Below are 19,624 nucleotides of genomic sequence, written 5' to 3' on the forward strand. Positions count from 1 at the left end.
GTATATCATAGATAAATTTATGCGATTTGTAGCTTAAAAAAGCTTGATAGTATATGTTATAGTGTGGCGCGAAGGCTTGCATTTTATATTTGTTCAAAAAATAAATTATGCACAAGTTTATATTGATCTTGCTTTTTGTACTAAGCTTATTTTCATGCGGTACAGATACAGATACTGGAGATTTTTCTGTTGGGTCAGATTATCTGGCTTTAAGTAATAAGGTGGTTTTGATTGATACGGCTACAGTTAACATGTCAACTATCAATTTTGATTCACTTGCCACTTCCAGCACGGGGAGAATTTTAATCGGAAATTATGATGACCCTCTTTTCGGAAAAGTAAAGTCGGACAGTTATTTTCAGCTATCTGGAAATAGTTATGCTTTAAATAGTGTTGGATCTGATACTGAATCTACCAATTATGTTTTCGATTCTATTTCTATGATTCTTAAGTATGATAAGTATTATTATGGAGATACTACAAGAGTGCAGACCTTTAATATTTACAGATTAACTCAAAAAGTTAAACCTAATAAAGAAGATGATCAGTTTTATAATAATTCAACTTTGACTTATGATTCTGAAAGCCTTGGGAAAATTTCTTTTAAACCAAGACCAAAAGAAAAAGATTCTATAAATGTTCAAATGAGTAAGGTATTTGGGGAAGCACTTTTTCAAAAAATCAAAAAGAGAGAGGTTACGGATTTTGATAGTTTTACAGAATATCTAAAAGGGCTGGTACTGGTTCCAGAAAATTCAACTTCTTCAAATGTCATTGGCTTTAGTGTTTCTTCTAGTAAGGTTCGATTGTATTATTCTAAATACCAATCAGACAATGAAAATGCTTCAAATATATTAGATTTCTCAATTTTAGATACTTCCAAGCAGTTTAATTCTATTTCGTTGGATAAGACAGGCACTTTAATACAAGACCTCCCCATTTCAACCAGTAAATTGTCAAGTTTACTGACTAATAATCAGGGATTTATTCAAGCTGGAACTGGAGTAGCCTGTCGGATTGATTTTCCTAATATAAAACAACTTAAAAATATTTCGACAAATGGTGCTATTGTAGATGCAGAACTGATTCTTAAACCAGTTAATAATTCTTATTCGGATAAATATCCTTTGGCAGATTCCTTAAAGGTTTATGTTGGTAATAATTTAAACAGAATAAGTGGTACTCTCGCAAATTCTGCAGGTGGGGCAGTTTATGGGCGATTGAGCAAGAAAAGTGATGAATTTAATGAGAATGTAGGGTATTCAATTTCAGTTGGAAGTTTTCTTCAGAAAGAAATGCTGAAACAGTCTGATTCGAGATCTTCTCTGATATTAACCTTACCAGAACTTACTCAATCGGTTAACAGATTGATTTTAGGAGATCAAAAGCATTTAAACAATAAAATTCAGCTTAAAATTTATTACATCTCATATTAATGAAAAATAAAATTGTTTTATGGAGCTGCTTCATGTTAATGTCGCTGACTTCGTTTTCTCAAAGTATATCGAGCTCGCCTTATTCATTGTATGGTGTTGGAAGTTTGTATGATTCAGATTTTGGTTATCTGCCTTCTATTGGTTCTTCTGGAATTGCTTTACCGTCAGATAGTTTTATCAATAATTTAAATCCGGCTTCTTTGGGGTTTATGTATCAAAATCACTTTTTATTTGATATTGGTGGAAAAGCAATTGCCACTACCTATCAAAGTGGTTCACGTAAAGAAAGTCGAAATAATTTTCAGTTTTCACATTTGGCATTTGCATTTCCTGTCAGTAAGAAATCAGCATTTAGTCTTTCTCTTCGTCCTTATTCTAGTTCTACGTTTAAAATTTCAAATTTAAAACTGCCCATAATGGATGGACAAGAGTATTATTATCTTACAGCAGAAGGATCAGGAGGATTAAACAGCTTGGATTTTTCGTATGGATATCGAGCAGGTAAAAAACTCACAGTGGGAGCAACTGCTACTGTTCTTTTTGGAAATACTGTGGATGATCGTACTTTTCAAATTGGAAGCACGCTTACCACAATTAATAAAAAAACAGATTATAGTGGAGTACGTGCTACATTGGGAGCTCAATATAAAATCGATTCAACTTTTACAATTGGAACAACATTTAAGGTTCCGTCAAAAATCAATGCATCTAAAGTACAATCTGTAGCAGCAATTGCTGATGGAGTAACATCTACAATTGAATCTAATGTTGCTTCTGATACAGATGATTACTATATGCCGTTAGAAATCGGAATTGGTTTAAATAAACGATTTAAAAATAATTTGAGTTTTACTCTAGATTATGAGAAAAGTTTTTGGCAGGATACCAAACAGTCTGATTTGTATGGTAATTTTGTGAATCAAGATCGTTTCGCAGCTGGATTTACGTACAGTTCTAGAAAGAATGCCCGAAAATATTGGGATAGAGTAGGGTATGCAGCAGGTGTGAGTTATGATACGGGTTATCTTGAAGTTGATGCACATCGTGTTAATAATGCATCATTTTCGGTGGGTTTAAATCTGCCTATTGATAATACTTTTTCTTCCTTAAATATTTCGTATTCGTATGGTCAGAAAGGAAGAATAGCAAATGATTTAATAAAAGAAAACTACCATAAAATATCACTTAATTTAGCGTTGGACGGAATTTGGTTTGTCAAACGAAAAATTGAATAAATTAAAAGTCCTTTTGAATAACAGGATATTTATATTCTAAGATAGATTCCAATACTTTTGGGTCTGAATTGACATAAAAAATCGGATCATTTTGTTTGATTTCTGAAAAGCCTACTTTATCTTGAAGTAGGTTTTTTGTTTGTCTGGCTACAGCCTCACCAGAATCAATAATTTTAATATGATCTGGGATGATTTTTTTTATTTGAGGAATTAAATACGGATAATGACTGCATCCTAAAACCAGATAATCGATATTGGCTTCGACCATTGGTTTTAGATAAGACTCCAAAAGCTGTGTCATTTCTGGAGAATATAAATTGCCATCTTCAATAAGCTGGACAAGTCCATAACCAACTTGTTCCACTATTTTGGTATTCTGAAACATTTCGGCAGTTTTGTTGAACAACTCACTGTTTAAGGTTCCTTTTGTGGCCAAGATTCCAATTACTTGTGTCTGTGAATTATTTGCCGCAGGTTTAATAGCAGGTTCAATTCCAACAAACGGAATATCGTAATCTGCGCGTAGCTCTCGTATGGCATTTGTTGTAGCAGTATTGCAGGCAACAACAATTAGTTTGCAATTATTTTCAAGTAAAAACTCTACATTTTTTTTGCTTAATGCGACAATTTCATCCTTAGTTTTCTGACCGTAAGGAGCATTTTTGCTGTCAGCCAGGTAAATGGTTTTTTCGTTTGGAAGGAGATCGTGAATAGCGCTCCAGATGGAAGTTCCGCCAATACCAGAATCAAAAACGCCTATAGGATTATTGTTTGTCATAAAGCAAAATTACTATTTTTTAGATAAAATTTGTTACTCTAAGTTAATTCAATTCTTCAAATTATATAGAAGATTTATTTTAATTTTTTGTAAAAAAAAACTGCTCAATTTTGTAGAATTGAACAGTTGATTTTTGATTTTTTAGGGTTCTTAGAATCCTAAATCTTTTTTAACGTCAGCAGTGATGTTTGGACCATCAGCTAATAATAAAGTAGAACCGTCTAAGATGTATTGGAAACCTTTAGCTTTTCCAACTTTTTGGATAGAATTTTTAACTTTTTCCATCAAAGGTTTTACGATATCAGTTTCTTTTTGTTGTAGTTCTTTTTGTGCATTGTCTCTGTAATCAACAATTCTTTTTTGCATATCTTGAACTTCTTTAGAACGCTCACCGTTAACAGCATCAGTTACTGTAGCAGCTTCTGCTTCATACTTTTTGATTTTTACTTGATATTCATCAACCATCTTTTTGTATTCAGCATCATATGTCCCACTTAATTTTTGCAGCTGATTTTGAGCATCTAGCATAGCAGGCATTTTCGACATAATCTCGCTGACATCAACATGAGCTACCTTCGCTTGTGCGTTCATTGTGTTACTTGCTCCTAAAATTAGAATTGCAGCAATTAGTAAAGTTTTGATTTGTTTCATCATTTTTAAAATATTAATTAATTATTGGTCGTATTTGTTTTTTGCGTTTCAGTTTCTTTTGCTTTCTTAGCAGCTTCTCTCTCTTCTAAAATTTTCTTTCTTTTTTCTTCTAATTCTTTTTTACGCTGTTCGTAAAGTAACTGTCTTTCTTCTGCTTTTGTCATAGCTGGATCAGCAGTCGTTGTTGTTTGCTCTGTTCCAGTTGCAGCAGGTTTGGCAGTTGTATTTGTTTTAGCCGCTTCTGTTGCTGCAGGTGCTGTTGTGGCAGGCGTTGTTTTAGCTGTTTCAGAAACCGTGCCAGTTTTTTTAGCCTCTCTTTCAGCCGCTAAAGCTTTACGTCGGTCATCATATTCCTTTTTCTTAGCTTCCTGCTCCAATTTTCGATCTTGAATAAGTTTTTCTCTAGCCGCTTTTTTCTCGTCAAGAGCTTTTTGACGTTCTGCCATTGCTGGGTTTTCGTCTATTGCATTTTCAAGATTTTCTTTTGCTTCCTGTTCTTTTAATTGTTTTTTAGAAAGCTGTTCCCGTTTTTCCGTACGATTTAAAACTCTTAAAACCTGATCGCTGATGTCAAATCTTTTGTTGCTGAAAAGCATTGTAAGATCTGATGATTTATCAAAAATAAAGTCATAATTTTTAGCTTCTGCAATATCTTGAACCGCAGTAAAAACTTGATCTTGGATTGGCTTAGCCAAAGCCGCTTTTTGTCTCATCAAATTACCATCAGCACCAAATTGTTTCTGCTGGTAATCCATCATTTCTTGTTCTTGAAACTTAATTTCAGTTTCTCTCTCTTCAATTAATTCTTTTGTAAGTAAAGCTTTTTCTGTTTTTAAGCTTTCCTTCAGTGTATTTATATTTAATTTTTTAGCCTCAACTTCTTGTTTCCACTTCTGAGCTTTTTGCTCTAATTGGGATTTAGCTTCTTTATAATCGGAAACATTTTCTAAAATATATTCCATGTCGATGTAGCCAATTCTAGTCGTCTTACCTTGTGCCTGACTTGTATTTGCTACAATCAAGGCTAAAAATATAAATAAAAATTGTTTTCTCATAACATAACTTTATTTGATGATTTTTAACCAAACGCTATTTCTCTAAAATTGTTGTCCAATAATAAAGTGTGTTTCCCAGCCATTAGCTTTTGTTTGTCCAGGAAGCGCATCAAATCCGTAACCAAAGTCAATACCTAACAATCCAAATGCAGGCATAAATACGCGTAAACCAGCACCAGCGGAACGGCTCAAATCAAACGGATTGTAATCTTTAAACGTTGGATATGATGAACCTGCCTCTAAGAATGTTAAAGCATAAATAGAAGCTGATGCTTTTAATGTAATTGGATAACGCAATTCCATAGAGAATTTATTATAAATAGTTGCTCCAATTGGGTCTCCATTTGTATTTACCGGAGTTAAAGAGTTGTTAGGATAACCTCTCAACTGAATAGTCTCTCTACCATCCATTGAGTAATTTGCCATACCATCTCCTCCTAAGTAAAAACGCTCAAACGGAATAACACCTCTATCTTGATTATAAGCTCCTAAGAAACCAAATTCTGTAAGGGTTCTTAAAACTAATTTTCCATAAACTTTAGTATACCAGTCTCCTTTAAATTTAACTTTATAATATTCTAACCAATTGTATTTTTTCTGATCGACTTTAGATACATCTGTATCGGCACTTGCATAATCTGACCCAACGCTTGAAACTCTTCCTTGAGTGTCAGTTTTGATATAGTCACCATTATTTAACGGTTGACCAAAATCATCGTATCCATTAGTACCAGTATATTGTCTCTTATATTCTTTTTGATTTTTTAAATCGCTGTAATCAATTCCATTAAACAAAGAATATGGAGGCGTAACTTTTGCAGAAATACTAAACTCAGAACCATAAGTTGGAAATATTGGGTTAACCCCTTTATTACTTCTCGAAATTCCAATTGTATATGCTAAGTTTCTTGATGCACCATTACCAAAGGTAAACAAACCTGTGTTGTAATTGTTCAAGTCATAATGCTGATAACTTACAGATTGTGATAATACAAAGTAATCATCAGGAACAGTTAACCTTTTTGCTAAACCAACTTGGACTGTAAAAATATTAAAACTTTTGCTTCTATCAACAGTTCTGGTAATGTAATTGTTAAGAAATTGCTTACTGTATGAAATAGAAGAACTAAATTGTACTGGTTTCTTTCCTCCAAACCAAGGTTCAGAGAACGATAAACTATAGGTTTGGAAATAAGTACTTCCTTGTAAACGCAAAGCAACTTTTTGTCCATCTCCCATTGGCAAAGGCTTATAGGCTTCTTTGTCAAAGAGTTTTCTAGCCGAGAAGTTATTAAATGAAAGTCCTAACGTTCCGATGAAACCTCCACCACCGTAACCTCCTTGAAGCTCAACCTGGCTAGATCCTTTTTCTACAACATTATACTCAATATCAACAGTTCCTGCTCCAGCATCTACATTTTTGAATTTTGGATCAATTGCCTCAGGATCAAAGAATCCTAATTGTCCAATCTCACGAATTGTTCTTACCAGCTGTTCTTTACTGTATTTTTCGCCTGGTTTTGTTCTTAACTCACGATAAATAACGTGGTCGTTTGTTTTGTCATTACCAACGACAGTAATTTTGTTGAAGTATGCAATTGGACCTTCTGTAACTCTAATCTCAAAATCAATTGTGTCGTTAACCGTTTTAACCTCTACAGCATTAATATTTGAGAATAAATAACCGTTATTTTGGTATAAATTGGTGATGTCTTCAGCATCTGGTTTAGACTTATCAGCAATTCTTTTTTCCAGTAAAACTCCATTGTAAGTTTCTCCTTTTTTGATTCCTAAATAACTGCTTAAAAGGCGGTCTGAATAAACGGTATTTCCTAAGAATTTAATGTTACCAAAGTAGTATTTATTTCCTTCTTCTACATTAATCTTAATGGCAAGTGTGTTTTTTTGTTTGTTATACTTCACAGAATCGTAAATAATACGAGCATCACGATATCCTTTTTCTTTATAGGCAGCGATTACTTTTTCTAAGTCTGTTTTATACTTTTCTGGAATAAACTTAGACGCTTTAAAAACACGAATAAAGTTTTTCTGTTTTGTGTCTTTCATTGCAGCGCGCAATTGACTTCCCGTAAGTTGTTTATTCCCAATGAAGTCAATATTGCTGATTTTTACTTTATCTCCTTTGTCAACTCGGACAAGCATGTTTACTTGATTTCCTGCAATGGTATCGGGAGTAGTGGTAATAGTAACTTTTGTATTATAGAAACCGTCTTTTTTATATTTATTTTCAATGTAATTCTTTGTCGTTGTAATTAAGTTTTCATTGACTATTTTGTTTTTAGTCAGGTTGTTATCCTTAATTAAACCTTCCACTTTACCTTTCTTAACTCCAACAAATTTCACTTCGTTAAGTTTAGGGAGTTCAATAATATCTAAATCCAGATAGATACTATCGTGTTCTATTTTATTTACGTAAAAAGCAATTTCATCAAATAAACCAAGTTTACCTAATTTTTTAATTGCACTACTAATTTCTTCTCCAGGAACCGTGATTTCCTGACCTTTTTGAAGTCCTGAAAAGGTTACAACGGTTTGTTCATTGAAGCTTATTTTACCAACTACGGAAACTTTGGCTAGGATATATTTTTTCCCTTGATCAAAAGGAACTCTTTCTTGTGCTTTAATTTGTGAAAAACCACCCAGCATTAGGAGGGTAAGGACTATTTGTATTTTTTTTTGCAACACTAAAAAATTATTTAATTTGTTCACTGGTTTTTCCAAATCTACGTTCTCTTTTTTGATAACTAATAATAGCCTCATATAAATCTTGGTCTTTAAAGTCTGGCCACAAGACATTAGTAAAATACAATTCTGCATAGGCAATCTGCCAAAGCAGAAAATTACTTATTCTATGTTCTCCACTTGTTCGTATTAATAAATCTACGTCTGGTAAATTTTGCGTGTAAAGATGCTCATTTATAATTGAATCGTCAATAGTGTCTATTGAAATTATATTATTTTTAACTTTATCACTTATTGTCTTTACGGCACTTACCAGTTCTTCTCTAGATCCATAGCTTAAAGCAAGAGTTAGTGTTAGTCGAGAATTGTCTTTAGTTTTTTCCATAACATCCAAAAGCTCTTTTTGGGCTGTTTTTGGCAATTTGTCAAGATTTCCAATTGCATTAAGACGGATATTGTTTTCTTGAAGAGTAATGAGCTCTTTTTTTAAAGAATTAATCAATATTTTCATTAATGCTTGAACCTCAAGTTTTGGGCGGTTCCAGTTTTCTGTAGAGAAAGCATATAAGGTCAGATATTCAATACCCAGCTTAGCAGAAGTTTTGATAATCTCTTTTACAGATTTTGTTCCATTTTCATGTCCAAACGCACGAAGATAGCCTTGTTGTTTTGCCCATCGTCCGTTGCCATCCATAATAATGGCTAGGTGTTTAGGTAAGTTTGTGTGATCTATTGATTCTATTAAATTCATTTTATTCTGCGCAATAGCAAGGTTTTTTTCCGAAGGTGTATGTTAAGGTAACACCTGAAAAAACATACCAGTCATTATTATTTAAATTTCCAAACTTTAAAATGTTTGAACTACTTGTTTTAGGGTTACTTCCGTCGATATTGTCTGTAAAAGTATAACGTACTCCTGTTTCAAGTCCTAAAACGAAACGCGGTGTTATGTTCGATTTTATACCTAATATAAAAGGTATTGCAAGAGAGCTTGAATGTTCAGAATAAATTTCATTTGGACTTGCAGTATACCTATATAAGTTATCGAAGATAAAGAAATTTAATCCCGAATATACGTAAGGTGTGATTTTTGTGTGATAATCGTGCAGATTGAAATCAAAAAAATTAAACTCTAATCCCGCAGAAAGCTCTTTAATATTGTTGTCAAAATGATATCCTCTTTGATTTCTTCCTGTTTCTTCCGATTTATAATCATTTCCAGAAACTTCTGATTGTGTATAAGAGAATCTCCATGAGTGTCTTGGGCTTCTGTTCCATTTGTAAAGAACACCAAAAGCTATTTTTTCTGGAGCGATATAAGTTGTTTTGCCAACATCGCCAACAAAGTTGCTTCCGCCAAGAAAAACACCAAGCTCATTGATTTGAGCATTTAGTGTAATAAGCGGGAAAAAACATAACAATAAATTAAAAATTTTCTTCATTTAATTCAAAATTGCGTGCAAATATAATAATTATCAATACGAATCAAAGTTCCTTTAGTTAAATGTGCTTCTTTTTCAATTTACGTTATGATTTTGAGCCATTTAATGATGATTCACTATATGCAGAACGAGAAAATGTGGCATTATCGTATAGTAGAGAATTAGAAAAGAGTTTAATTTCTTTTATCCTCTCCCCAGAGTAATTTGTTTCTTAAGGTTTTCAAGAAAGTTTCCCCTGGAATTTCGACCATTTTAATTTTATAATCTGTTTTTTTAATTTTTAAAGTAGATTCGTTTTTCACCGAAGAAATTCTCGAATCTAATGAGACCAAATATTGGTCTTCTCTTCCTGTAACTCTTAAAGTGATTTCAGTATCATCCGGAATTACAAGTGGTCTGGCGGTTAAATTATGCGGAGCTATTGGCGTAATTACAAGACTTTTTACATCTGGAGTTAATATTGGGCCGCCACAGCTTAGGGAATATCCTGTAGAGCCGGTTGGAGTAGAAATAATCAATCCGTCTGCCCAATAGGAGTTTAAATATTCATTGTTTAGATAAGTTTCAACAGTAATCATCGAAGTAGTATCTTTTCTGCTCACGGTAACTTCATTCATAGCAAAGTTAAGTTCCTCAAAAGCTTCGTTTAGGGGTTCGGCAGTTAAACCTAATAAGGTACGTTCAGAAGTCGTGTAATTTTGATCGATAACATATTGCAATAAAATATCGATGTTCTCTTTCTGTACTTTGGCAAGAAAGCCTAATCTTCCAGCGTTTATACCTAATAAAGGAACACCAGAATTACGAACAAATGCGGCAGCCCTTAAAATAGTGCCGTCGCCACCAATACTAATGAGCATTTCAAAGCTATTATCTAAAGCAGTGCTTGGCGAAAAAGTTTTGTATTCTTTTTTTACAAGCTGTTTTTCATAAAGCATGTTCAGGAAATTTTCTTCAATGACCATTTCAACATTATTGGAATTGAAGAACATGAAAATGTCTTTTATAATGGGTTCTGTACTATTTTGATAATATTGTCCGTAAATGGCTATTTTCATTCTATGTTAAATTAGAGAATTTGTCAATGTGTCAATTAGATAATTGGGAAATGTGAAAATTATCTAATTAACTAATTTTCTCATTGGCACATTCATAACTTATATGTTGAGATATTTGTCTAAATAATCGGAGCGTTCTTTCAAACTGTTAATATAGGTATCTTCCTGATGTTCTGAAATAATCTCATAACCGTATCTTCTGTAAGTCTGAATAATTTCATTAATGGCTCCTAAAGCTATTTTAATGGTAATTTGAACGTTTTCTAAGTCGCCATCAGAAACAAAACAGCCTAAAACTTTACCATTATTGCTTTCTACAATCTGAGTTACCTCGCTCATAGAATAATCCAAAAGCCCTTTTTGAACAATAATAATGCCTCCCGGTTCTTTTAAAAATGGTGTTTCCTGAAAGAATTTCATGATATCTTCCATTTCGTAATAGCCAATGTAAGCGTTATTTTCGTCAAGAATCGGAAGTATATTGGTGTGGTTTTTAGCGAAAACTTCCAGAACATCCAGCCAAATCATCGATTTTCTGGCAAAAAAACGTTCCAAAGTATATTTGTAGTCGATCGCTTTTTTATCGGTGTCAAATGTTTCTACGTCTTCAGAAGAAATACTTCCAATAAAAACCCCATCTTCTAGAATTGGAAAATGAGAAAAATTTACATCAATAAAAAAGTCCTGAATCGATGCTATCGTTTCCTGACTATCAATCGCTCTGAAATCGTTGGTGATATAGTTTGTAATTTCTGTCATAAATCGTTGAAGATATTTGATGCAAAATAATCAAAAAATACCGAAAACTGCTGCGTTTTACTTTGTATTTTTGTCGTAACAAATATAGTGTTACTAGAATTAATTATCTATTTATATGACAAAGTTAAGTGTAAATATCAATAAAATTGCAACGCTTCGAAATGCAAGAGGCGGAAATGTACCTGATTTATTAAAAGTAGCTGTAGATATTCAGCGTTTTGGAGGACAGGGAATTACAATTCATCCGCGTCCAGATGAGCGTCATATCCGCTATCAGGATGCACGAGATTTGAAAGCGATTATTACAACAGAATATAATATTGAAGGAAATCCGCAGCATAATTTTATCGATTTGGTTTTAGAATGTAAGCCGGATCAGGTTACACTAGTTCCAGATGCAATTGGGGCAATTACGTCTTCAGCGGGTTGGGATACCATTAAAAATCAGGAATATTTGACAGAAGTAATTCAGGAGTTCCAAAGAAACGGAATCAGAACTTCCATTTTTGTTGATCCAGTTTTAGAAATGATCGAAGGTGCAAAAAAAACAGGAACAGACAGAATTGAATTGTATACAGAAGCTTTTGCGCACCAATATGATTTAGGAAACAAAAACGGAATCGATCCTTATGTAAAAGCAGCCGTATTAGCAAATGAATTAGGTTTAGGAATCAATGCTGGACATGATTTGAGCTTAGAGAATATTCAATTCTTCAAACAAAATATTCCTGGATTATTGGAAGTTTCAATTGGACACGCCTTGATTTCAGAAGCACTTTATCTTGGATTGGATAATGTGGTAAATATGTATTTGAATAAATTGAAGTAAGAATAAAATTAAAACAATTATAACCTGATGTAATTGGGTTATAATTGTTTATTTTCGCACTTTTCTTATTAAAATCTAAGTGTCGAAATCTGCTATTCTCTTTTTTTTGTTCTGTTTTTCTAACATTTTTGCCCAGTCAGATGTGAGGATAACGGGAATTATAACATCTTCTGATAACCAAAAGCTCGCTGGAGCAAATGTCTCTTTAGAGATTAATAAAAAACAGATTAATGCAGTTGCTGATAGCTTAGGAAGCTTCTCGGAGATTGTTTCTTCGGGAAATTTGATGATCAGAGTTAATCATTTGGATTTTTTATCGAAAACAGTTTACTGTAATGTCTTAAAAGACACTGTAATTTCGATTGTTTTAGAAAAAGATGCTGCACAGTTAAAGGAAGTAATTGTTCCAAATGACAAGAAAAGCGGCATCAAAACTTTATCTGCAGGAAAGCTTTCTCTTAATTTGAAAGAATTAAACGCTGTGCCAACAGTTTTAGGAACTACAGATGTCATCAAATTACTGCAATTGATGCCGGGAGTTCAGAATTCAGGAGATGCAAATGGGTATTTGTATGTTCGCGGAGGCGATCCTGGACATAATGCAATTTTGTATAATGAGTCGCCTATTTATGGAATGTCTCATTTGTTAGGAATCTTCCCTTTTTACAATACAGACCATATTAAAGATGTTGAATTTGATAAATCAAGTTCGAACCCAAAATACGGTGGACGATTAAGTTCTACTACACTTTTAAATACAAATAAAAAAATACCGTCGGAATTTTCTATTCAGGGTAATGCAGGTATTTTGGCTTCACAGTTAACTTTGTCGGTTCCGCTGACAGATAAAACGGGATTTTATGTTTCTGGAAGAAAAACATATATTGACGAAGTTATGGGACCGCTATTAAAATCAGGTTCAAATAACGACGTCCAAAATATGAAATATGGTTTTTCTGATGCCAATTTTACTTTTTTATCTCAGATTTCTAAGAAAAGTTTATTCTCATTAAATGCTTTTGTGAGTGGAGATGAATTAAAAATAAAAGACGGAAATCTAGCACTGAAAACCAATTTAAAATGGAGCAATTTTACAGTTTCCCCATCTTTAAATACTATCTTTTCTCCTAAAGTAAGTATGTCGAATTCTTTTTACTTTAGTCAATATTCGAATGAATTGAATATGGAGCAGGCAACAATTGAATTTGGAGTTTCTTCCTATGTGAAAGATTTTGGTTTTACCAATGCTGTCAAATTTTCGATTGGAAACATTCCGTTTGAGTCTGGGGTACAATACGTTTATCATGATTTACAGCCTCAAAAAGTGAATGTAGAAAATCTAACTACAGTAGATAATTATTCGCAAAGAACGATTTCTGCAAATGAAGCGGCAGTTTTTGTGAGTGCAAATCCTAAATTATTAGAAAAAGTTACGGCTGATTTAGGACTTCGGATGAATTATTATACTTCGGAATCGGATTCTTATTTGCATTTTCAGCCTCGCATGATACTGAATTATTATGCAAATGAGAATTATTCGTTTTATGCTTCTTACAATAGGCAATATCAATATCTGAGTTTAATCACGACTTCAAGCGTTGGTATTCCTACCGATTTCTGGATTGCCAGTTCTGACGAAATAAAACCGCAATCTTCTAATGAATTTTCTATAGGTTCAAACCAAAACATTACTAGAAATTTTTCGTCTTCTTTTGGAGGTTTTTATCGTTCGATGAAAAATCTGCTCGAATATCCATATGGAATAACTCAATTCAATGAAATCACAACGCTTAAGAATGATTTATATGTTGGAAAAGGAAAAGCTTACGGATTTGAAGTGATGCTGAAAAAAAGCAGCGGAAAATTTAGCGGCTGGCTGAGTTATACTTTAAGCTGGTCCGATCGAAATTTTGATGAACTCAACAATGGCAAAACGTATTTCGCAAAATATGACAGAAGACATAATCTTTCTGTCGTTGGAATGTACGATTTAAATGCAAAATGGAATTTTGGCATAACTCAAATATTTGGTTCAGGAAATCGATTCACAATGCCGACTTCCTGGTATTTTATCAATAATAATCCGGTGAAAGAATATTCAGGATATAATAATGCACAAATGCCAAATTATATTAGAACCGATATTTCTGCAAATTACTATTTCGTGAAAACTTCAAAGAAAGAAAGTGCTTTAAATTTTTCGATCTACAATACATTCAATATCTCAAATCCTATTTATGTAGTTTTGGATGTAGAAGTAAATGAAAACAAGGACAAAGTTGTGGTAAAACAAGAAGAGAAAGTTTTGTACAGAATTCTTCCTTCTGTAAGTTGGCGATTTAAATTTTAAGAAAAATGAAAAAGTATCTATTGTTTCTTTTCGGTTTAACGATAATGAGTTGTTCTAATGATAATTTTAGTGAGCAAAAAAAACTGGAGTCTAAAATAGTGGTTGAGGGTTGGATTGAAGAAGGTGATTTTGCAAATGTTTTATTGTCGAGCAGTATTCCGGTGACAGATGTTATCGATTCTACTAATGTTTTAAATCATGTAATCAGGTCAGCAAAAATTACGGTTTCAGATGGTGAAAATTTTGAGGTTTTGAGAGTGAAAAATGATAAAAGCAGAATTCCGCCTTTTGTGTATTTCGGTTCAACGCTAAAGGGCGAAGCAGGCAAACAATATTCTATTAAAATTGAATATCTCGACCGCGTTATCGAAGCGGTAACTTTGATTCCTAAATCGGTGCCTTTAAAAAGTGCCGAATATGTAAAGAAGAATGCGGCCGATACAACGGGTTATGTTTTTGTAAAATTCGATGATCCTGTAAATGAAAAAAACTATTATCAAATCGCTACAAAGATTGATGGAGAAGAACCGATTTTTGTTCCTTCCTTTTATGGAAATTTAGATGATAAAAATTTCGAAAGTCCTTCGGTTTCTGTGCAGATTAATAGAGGTGTTTTATTGTTTCCAAAAACAAAATTCACGCCTTATTTCGCTGATGGAGATTTAATTCATGTAAAATTGAGGACCCAAACTAAAGAAGCATTAGATTTCTGGAATAGCTGGCAGAACGAAATTGTAAACAGCAAAAATCCGATTTATCCATCCAACACCAGTTTAAAATCCAATATAAAAGGAGGAATTGGTATTTGGGCAGGATATGGGCAAAGTACAATAATTGTCAGAACGCCTCCAAAAAAATAAAGCCGATTTGATATTTTTCAAATCGGCTTTAAGCTATCGATTAAAAGGTGTTATTTCTTTTCGAAAGCAGCAATAAAATCTTCAAATTTAGCTTCAAATTTCTCAAATCCTTCAGAGAAATAAACACTCATTTCTACTTCAGTATTGTCGTTGAATTTCAAGTAATAAGCTTCATAAAGATATGGCTGTGTAAAAGTTTCGCCATTAGGATTCCAAAAGTTCCAATAGCTAGATTGAGCATTCCAAACAGGTAAATTAAATGTATATTCACCATCTTTTTCTGAATGTTGAACAATGTCAGCGATTTTAGTTCCATCTTTTTTAGAAACTAAAATTAATTTCATGTTTTTGTTAAAGTTAGCCGCGTTTCCTTCTGAGATTTTTTTCTCGTATGCGTTTAGCGCAGTGTAATATGCTTTATAATCGCTTTTTGGATTGCTAGAATCTAGGTAAGCTGGGCGAGTATTGTTTTTGTATAAAGCTTCTTTGTCGGCAGCTTCAGTAGCTAAATCCATGTCGGCAACAATAACAAAATTGTCCATTAATTTAAATAAACCGTTTGCTTTTCCTCTGTATTGAACAAGCTCATCATTGTCTATTAATTTATCGATTTCAGCATTGCTTCCGGCGCTAAAATCAATTAGGTTTTTTCCATTATAAGTAAGTACTGCTTTTGATGTGTTTTCAGTACCTTTTTTACCGCTCATTTCCCAAGTATATCCATCGTTCAGCGTCATTTTATAAGCAAACTCGTCTGGTGATTGGTTTTTTGAAGAGTATTTTGCAGTTTGCGTAAATGTTGCAGACTGTGTATTGTCGATAGTTAAAGTTGCATCTGAAGAAGATGGAAGGAAAATAGTATCATATACAGAAGCATTTCCATTGTAGCCATCAAAAAAATCAACTTTTACATCTGAAGAAACTGCTTTTGAAGTAAACACCGCATTATTTGCTGTCTGAGATTCTTTTGCTGGGAAAACAAATTTTAATTCTGTAGTAGAAGCAGTTTTAACCCAAGCTTTATTGGTATTGTTCCAAGTATATACTCCGTATACTCCAGAAATGTTTAAAATGTCTTCTACTTGATTACTGTTTTTTCCATTGAAAATATCAATGTGGTCAATATCCAATAATCTTGATAAATTTTCAAATGCCTCAATAGCGCTTGAACTTTTTGTTTTGTCTAATTGCGTAAGCATGTCGTTAGCTTCAGCTTCCAATTTTGTTTTTTGCTGTGCAGGGGTAAGACTTGAGTAAGGCTTTTTTAGTAATTCAGCAATTTGTTCTTCAACTGTTTGTTCTGTTTCAGGTTTGTCGTTGCTGTCATCACTAGAACATGAAATCATAAGTTGTGAAGCAACCAATGATAACAAAATGAATTTTTTAATCATGATTTTTGTTAATTTAAATGAATTAGTTGGTTAAATTTTATGGTGCGAAGGTAATTCCTTTAATTCTAAAAGCATTACGGGAAACCGTACTGTTGTAAACTTTTTTTTATTAATTTTTTTCAAATCAAAATGTACTGAGAATACATTCTGTTACAGATTAATAGATAAGTTTTTTACATTTGTAGTAGAATTCAAAAGGAAAATTTAATGTTATATTCAAAAATAGAAGGCGAAGGAAAACCTTTTGTCATCATGCACGGATTTCTTGGAATGTCGGATAATTGGAAAACTTTGGCTGGTCAATATGTAGAGGCTGGATTTCAGGTTCATCTTTTAGATTTAAGAAATCACGGACGCAGTTTTCATTCAGACGAATGGAGTTACGAAGCAATGGTTCAGGATGTTTATGAATATTGTCAAGCAAATCATTTGACAAGAATTGATATTCTAGGTCATTCCATGGGAGGAAAAGTAGCCATGCTTTTTGCAACAACACATCCAGAGATAGTAGATAAGTTAATTGTAGCCGATATTGGACCAAGATTTTACAAACAACATCATCAGGAAATTTTAGCAGGATTAAATGCTGTCGATTTTTCAGTAAAACCAAGCCGAAATGATGTTGAAGAAATACTGTCACAATATGTTCCGGATTTTGGGACACGTCAGTTTTTATTAAAAAACCTTTATTGGAAAGAACCTGGACAATTGGCTTTCCGGTTTTATTTGAATGCCTTCAATAATAATTTGGATGCGATTGGAAAACCTCTTCCAGATGATTTGGTTTTTAATAATCCGACTTTATTTATTCGAGGAGGAAATTCGGGCTATATTCAAGATTCAGATTTAGATGCAATTCGCAAGCATTTCCCAAATTTAAAATTAGAAACCATTCCAAACGCAGGGCATTGGTTGCATGCAGAAAATCCAAAAATGTTTTTTGAACTGACAACCGAGTTTTTAAAAGAATAATTTTATAGCCACGGATTGAAAGGATTTAAAAAGATTTTTTCTTTCAGATTTATAACTGCTAATCTGTGAAAATCTTTTAATCTGTGGCAAGAAAAAATAAATTTCAGTGGTTTGAGAATATAAAAAGTATTACTTTTAAATAAATTTAAAACCTGAATAATTATGAAATTATTACTTAGACTCCTTGTTACTGCTGCCCTTGTTTTATTGTTGTCTAACATTTTGACCGGAGTGCATGTTGCGAGTTTCGGTACAGCTGTAATTGTTGCAGTAGTTTTAGGATTACTGAATGTTTTTATAAAGCCAATTTTGGTTGTTTTGACACTTCCGGTAACAGTTGTTACACTGGGTTTATTTTTGCTGGTCATCAATGCTGTAATTATTTTGTTGTCTACTAAGATTGTGGGCGGTTTTGCAGTCGATTCGTTCTGGACAGCATTAATTTTCAGTATTATTTTGTCTCTACTTCAATCTATTACTTATAAAATACTGGGAGACGATAAATAAAAACAAATAGAGCAGATTAAAACTGCTTCAAATACAATAGATTAAAAACTTGGTTGGGTTGCAAAAATTTTATAATTTTGCAACCCAATTTTATTATGTAAATTAAAGAAGAAGATGGATATTAAAAGAGTAGCAATAGACGCTGTTAACGAGACAATTGTGATGAACGTTGTTCACATGGATTACAAAGGTCAGGTAGCAAAAAGAATTAACGAAAAAATGCCTTTAGCGCAAGTAAAAGGATTCAGAAAAGGACAAGTGCCTAAAGATCTAGTTGAAAAACAATACGGAAAAGCTATTAAGCAAGAAGAGATCAAAAAAGTAGTTGATTTGGCTTTAGAGCGTTATATTCAGTCTGAAAGATTAAATCTTTTAGGAACTCCTCTTGCTAAAGTAAACGAAGATTTTAACTGGGATGCTGAAGAATTAACTTTCGAATACGAAATTGGTTTAGTGCCAAACTTCGAAATTGATCTTGAAGCTAAAAATAATATCGTAAAATATATCGTTACTGCAGACGATAAATTAATCGACGGACAAGTAGAACGTATCCAAAAACAATTTGGAAAAGCAGTTCCACAAGAAGTTTCTGATGCAAAATCTGACTTAACTGGTACTTTCTCTAGCGAAGCAAACGGAATCAACAATACAACTACAATTGCTGTGGATGCATTCAGCAAAAAAGCTCAAAAACAATTCACAGGTAAAAAAGTTGGAGATGTTGTTACAGTAAGCACAAAAGGTTTATTTGATGACGATCACCAATTAATGGATTACTTAAAAGTAGGTCACGAAGGTGTTCACGGTTTAGATGTTGAAGTAAACTTTACTATAGAAGCAATCAACGGTTCTGAGCCAGCTGAATTAAACCAAGAATTATTCGACAAACTTTTTGGTGAAGGAAAAGTAGCTTCTTTAGAAGATTTAAAAGCTAAAATTAAAGAAGACGCTGAATCTCAATTTGCACAGCAAGCGGATCAAAAATTATTATTAGACGTTCAAGATTTCTTAATCGAAAACACAAAATTCGATTTACCAGCTGAATTCTTGAAAAAATGGTTGCAAACTGTTGGAGAGAAAAAACTTTCTGCAGAAGAAGCTGAAGTGGAATACGCAAGATCTGAAAAAGGTTTACGTTTCCAATTGATCGAAGGAAAAGCAATGGCTCAAAGTAACATCCAAATCACTTTTGAAGATTTGAAAGCTTTTACAGCAAATGCTATCAGACAGCAAATGGCTCAATTTGGTCAAACAAACCCAACTGACGAAGAAGTAGAAGGAATCGTGGCTAGAGTTTTATCTAACCAAGAAGAAGTAAAAAGACTTTCTGAGCAAGTTGTAGCAGCTAAATTGTTGGATTTATTCAAAGAAAAAGCAAATCCTACAACTAAAGAAGTTACTTACGAAGAATTTATTGCTGCGTCTTACGGAGAATAATTTCTAGAGAAACATTATATATTGGAGCGTCAGGTTTTTTTTCCTGACGCTCTTTTGTTTTAATTAATTTTTGATTACTTTTCAGAAGCTAATCCAGCTATCCGTTACAAGTTTTTTTACGGCTGTCTTTTTCTGTAAGGTAAAAAAAGAGCTTCCGTTGG

Annotated in this window: 17 protein-coding genes; 8 read left to right on the plus strand and 9 right to left on the minus strand. The window is 33.0% G+C overall.

What is annotated here, in order from left to right:
- The first annotated feature begins 107 nt into the window (after positions 1-107).
- Both BM289_RS08305 and BM289_RS08310 read left to right on the plus strand, forming a co-directional pair.
- Positions 108-1,436: a DUF4270 family protein gene (locus BM289_RS08305; protein ID WP_091492403.1), complete on the plus strand. Its 1,329-nt coding sequence runs from the start codon at positions 108-110 to the stop codon at positions 1,434-1,436.
- Positions 1,436-2,671, plus strand: a complete 1,236-nt coding sequence (locus BM289_RS08310; protein ID WP_091492405.1) for a BamG family beta-barrel-assembly machinery protein — start codon at positions 1,436-1,438, stop codon at positions 2,669-2,671. The genes BM289_RS08305 and BM289_RS08310 overlap by 1 nt, the downstream gene beginning before the upstream one ends.
- Position 2,672: 1 nt before the next feature.
- Here BM289_RS08310 and murI read toward each other — a convergent pair whose 3' ends face one another.
- The 8 genes from murI to BM289_RS08350 form a co-directional block, all read right to left on the minus strand.
- Positions 2,673-3,449 (minus strand): glutamate racemase, encoded by a 777-nt coding sequence (murI, locus tag BM289_RS08315; RefSeq protein ID WP_091492407.1) that lies wholly within the window; start codon positions 3,447-3,449, stop codon positions 2,673-2,675.
- Between the two features lie 150 nt (positions 3,450-3,599).
- A complete protein-coding gene (locus BM289_RS08320) occupies positions 3,600-4,103 on the minus strand; it encodes an OmpH/Skp family outer membrane protein (RefSeq protein WP_179001562.1) in 504 nt (167 codons plus the stop codon).
- 14 nt (positions 4,104-4,117) lie between these two features.
- On the minus strand, positions 4,118-5,155 hold the full coding sequence (locus BM289_RS08325) for an OmpH/Skp family outer membrane protein (protein ID WP_091492408.1): 1,038 nt from the start codon (positions 5,153-5,155) through the stop codon (positions 4,118-4,120).
- A 42-nt stretch (positions 5,156-5,197) separates the two neighbouring features.
- Positions 5,198-7,936, minus strand: coding sequence for an outer membrane protein assembly factor BamA (gene bamA, locus BM289_RS08330; protein WP_091492410.1), 2,739 nt, complete (start codon positions 7,934-7,936; stop codon positions 5,198-5,200).
- Positions 7,869-8,609 (minus strand): isoprenyl transferase, encoded by a 741-nt coding sequence (locus BM289_RS08335; protein WP_091492411.1) that lies wholly within the window; start codon positions 8,607-8,609, stop codon positions 7,869-7,871. The genes bamA and BM289_RS08335 overlap by 68 nt, the downstream gene beginning before the upstream one ends.
- Before the next feature lies 1 nt (position 8,610).
- Positions 8,611-9,300 (minus strand): type IX secretion system protein PorG, encoded by a 690-nt coding sequence (gene porG / locus BM289_RS08340; RefSeq protein WP_091492413.1) that lies wholly within the window; start codon positions 9,298-9,300, stop codon positions 8,611-8,613.
- A 173-nt stretch (positions 9,301-9,473) separates the two neighbouring features.
- Positions 9,474-10,358, minus strand: coding sequence for an NAD kinase (locus tag BM289_RS08345; protein ID WP_091492414.1), 885 nt, complete (start codon positions 10,356-10,358; stop codon positions 9,474-9,476).
- A 99-nt stretch (positions 10,359-10,457) separates the two neighbouring features.
- The gene (locus BM289_RS08350) at positions 10,458-11,117 is read right to left on the minus strand and encodes a CBS domain-containing protein (protein ID WP_091492416.1); all 660 of its coding nucleotides are present in this window, start codon (positions 11,115-11,117) and stop codon (positions 10,458-10,460) included.
- Positions 11,118-11,232: 115 nt separating this feature from the next.
- Here BM289_RS08350 and BM289_RS08355 point away from each other — a divergent pair, with 115 nt between their 5' ends.
- The 3 genes from BM289_RS08355 (at position 11,233) to BM289_RS08365 (ending at position 15,156) form a co-directional block, all read left to right on the plus strand.
- Positions 11,233-11,946: a pyridoxine 5'-phosphate synthase gene (locus tag BM289_RS08355; RefSeq protein WP_091492417.1), complete on the plus strand. Its 714-nt coding sequence runs from the start codon at positions 11,233-11,235 to the stop codon at positions 11,944-11,946.
- Positions 11,947-12,088: 142 nt separating this feature from the next.
- Positions 12,089-14,296 carry a TonB-dependent receptor gene (locus BM289_RS08360; RefSeq protein ID WP_244165344.1) on the plus strand — a complete coding sequence of 736 codons (2,208 nt, stop codon included), beginning with the start codon at positions 12,089-12,091 and terminating at the stop codon, positions 14,294-14,296.
- A 5-nt stretch (positions 14,297-14,301) separates the two neighbouring features.
- Positions 14,302-15,156, plus strand: a complete 855-nt coding sequence (locus tag BM289_RS08365) for a DUF4249 domain-containing protein (protein WP_091492421.1) — start codon at positions 14,302-14,304, stop codon at positions 15,154-15,156.
- A gap of 50 nt (positions 15,157-15,206) precedes the next feature.
- Here BM289_RS08365 and BM289_RS08370 read toward each other — a convergent pair whose 3' ends face one another.
- Positions 15,207-16,547 (minus strand): hypothetical protein, encoded by a 1,341-nt coding sequence (locus BM289_RS08370; RefSeq protein ID WP_091492422.1) that lies wholly within the window; start codon positions 16,545-16,547, stop codon positions 15,207-15,209.
- Between the two features lie 207 nt (positions 16,548-16,754).
- Here BM289_RS08370 and BM289_RS08375 point away from each other — a divergent pair, with 207 nt between their 5' ends.
- From BM289_RS08375 to BM289_RS08385, 3 genes are all read left to right on the plus strand, one after another.
- Positions 16,755-17,519, plus strand: a complete 765-nt coding sequence (locus BM289_RS08375; protein ID WP_091492424.1) for an alpha/beta fold hydrolase — start codon at positions 16,755-16,757, stop codon at positions 17,517-17,519.
- A gap of 162 nt (positions 17,520-17,681) precedes the next feature.
- On the plus strand, positions 17,682-18,026 hold the full coding sequence (locus BM289_RS08380; protein WP_091492426.1) for a phage holin family protein: 345 nt from the start codon (positions 17,682-17,684) through the stop codon (positions 18,024-18,026).
- 114 nt (positions 18,027-18,140) lie between these two features.
- The gene (locus BM289_RS08385; protein ID WP_091492428.1) at positions 18,141-19,463 is read left to right on the plus strand and encodes a trigger factor; all 1,323 of its coding nucleotides are present in this window, start codon (positions 18,141-18,143) and stop codon (positions 19,461-19,463) included.
- Positions 19,464-19,624: the final 161 nt, after the last annotated feature.

The sequence above is a fragment of the Flavobacterium phragmitis genome, assembly GCF_900112575.1.
GTDB classification, from domain to species: domain Bacteria; phylum Bacteroidota; class Bacteroidia; order Flavobacteriales; family Flavobacteriaceae; genus Flavobacterium; species Flavobacterium phragmitis.

Excerpts from the sequence above, each read along its gene's own strand:
- BM289_RS08305 (WP_091492403.1), top strand. The coding sequence starts at position 108 with ATGCACAAGTTTATATTGATCTTGCTTTTTGTACTAAGCTTATTTTCA.
- BM289_RS08310 (WP_091492405.1), top strand. The coding sequence starts at position 1,436 with ATGAAAAATAAAATTGTTTTATGGAGCTGCTTCATGTTAATGTCGCTG.
- murI (WP_091492407.1), bottom strand. The coding sequence starts at position 3,449 with ATGACAAACAATAATCCTATAGGCGTTTTTGATTCTGGTATTGGCGGA.
- BM289_RS08320 (WP_179001562.1), bottom strand. The coding sequence starts at position 4,103 with ATGATGAAACAAATCAAAACTTTACTAATTGCTGCAATTCTAATTTTA.
- BM289_RS08325 (WP_091492408.1), bottom strand. The coding sequence starts at position 5,155 with ATGAGAAAACAATTTTTATTTATATTTTTAGCCTTGATTGTAGCAAAT.
- bamA (WP_091492410.1), bottom strand. The coding sequence starts at position 7,936 with ATGAGGCTATTATTAGTTATCAAAAAAGAGAACGTAGATTTGGAAAAA.
- BM289_RS08335 (WP_091492411.1), bottom strand. The coding sequence starts at position 8,609 with ATGAATTTAATAGAATCAATAGATCACACAAACTTACCTAAACACCTA.
- porG (WP_091492413.1), bottom strand. The coding sequence starts at position 9,300 with ATGAAGAAAATTTTTAATTTATTGTTATGTTTTTTCCCGCTTATTACA.
- BM289_RS08345 (WP_091492414.1), bottom strand. The coding sequence starts at position 10,358 with ATGAAAATAGCCATTTACGGACAATATTATCAAAATAGTACAGAACCC.
- BM289_RS08350 (WP_091492416.1), bottom strand. The coding sequence starts at position 11,117 with ATGACAGAAATTACAAACTATATCACCAACGATTTCAGAGCGATTGAT.
- BM289_RS08355 (WP_091492417.1), top strand. The coding sequence starts at position 11,233 with ATGACAAAGTTAAGTGTAAATATCAATAAAATTGCAACGCTTCGAAAT.
- BM289_RS08365 (WP_091492421.1), top strand. The coding sequence starts at position 14,302 with ATGAAAAAGTATCTATTGTTTCTTTTCGGTTTAACGATAATGAGTTGT.
- BM289_RS08370 (WP_091492422.1), bottom strand. The coding sequence starts at position 16,547 with ATGATTAAAAAATTCATTTTGTTATCATTGGTTGCTTCACAACTTATG.
- BM289_RS08375 (WP_091492424.1), top strand. The coding sequence starts at position 16,755 with ATGTTATATTCAAAAATAGAAGGCGAAGGAAAACCTTTTGTCATCATG.
- BM289_RS08380 (WP_091492426.1), top strand. The coding sequence starts at position 17,682 with ATGAAATTATTACTTAGACTCCTTGTTACTGCTGCCCTTGTTTTATTG.
- BM289_RS08385 (WP_091492428.1), top strand. The coding sequence starts at position 18,141 with ATGGATATTAAAAGAGTAGCAATAGACGCTGTTAACGAGACAATTGTG.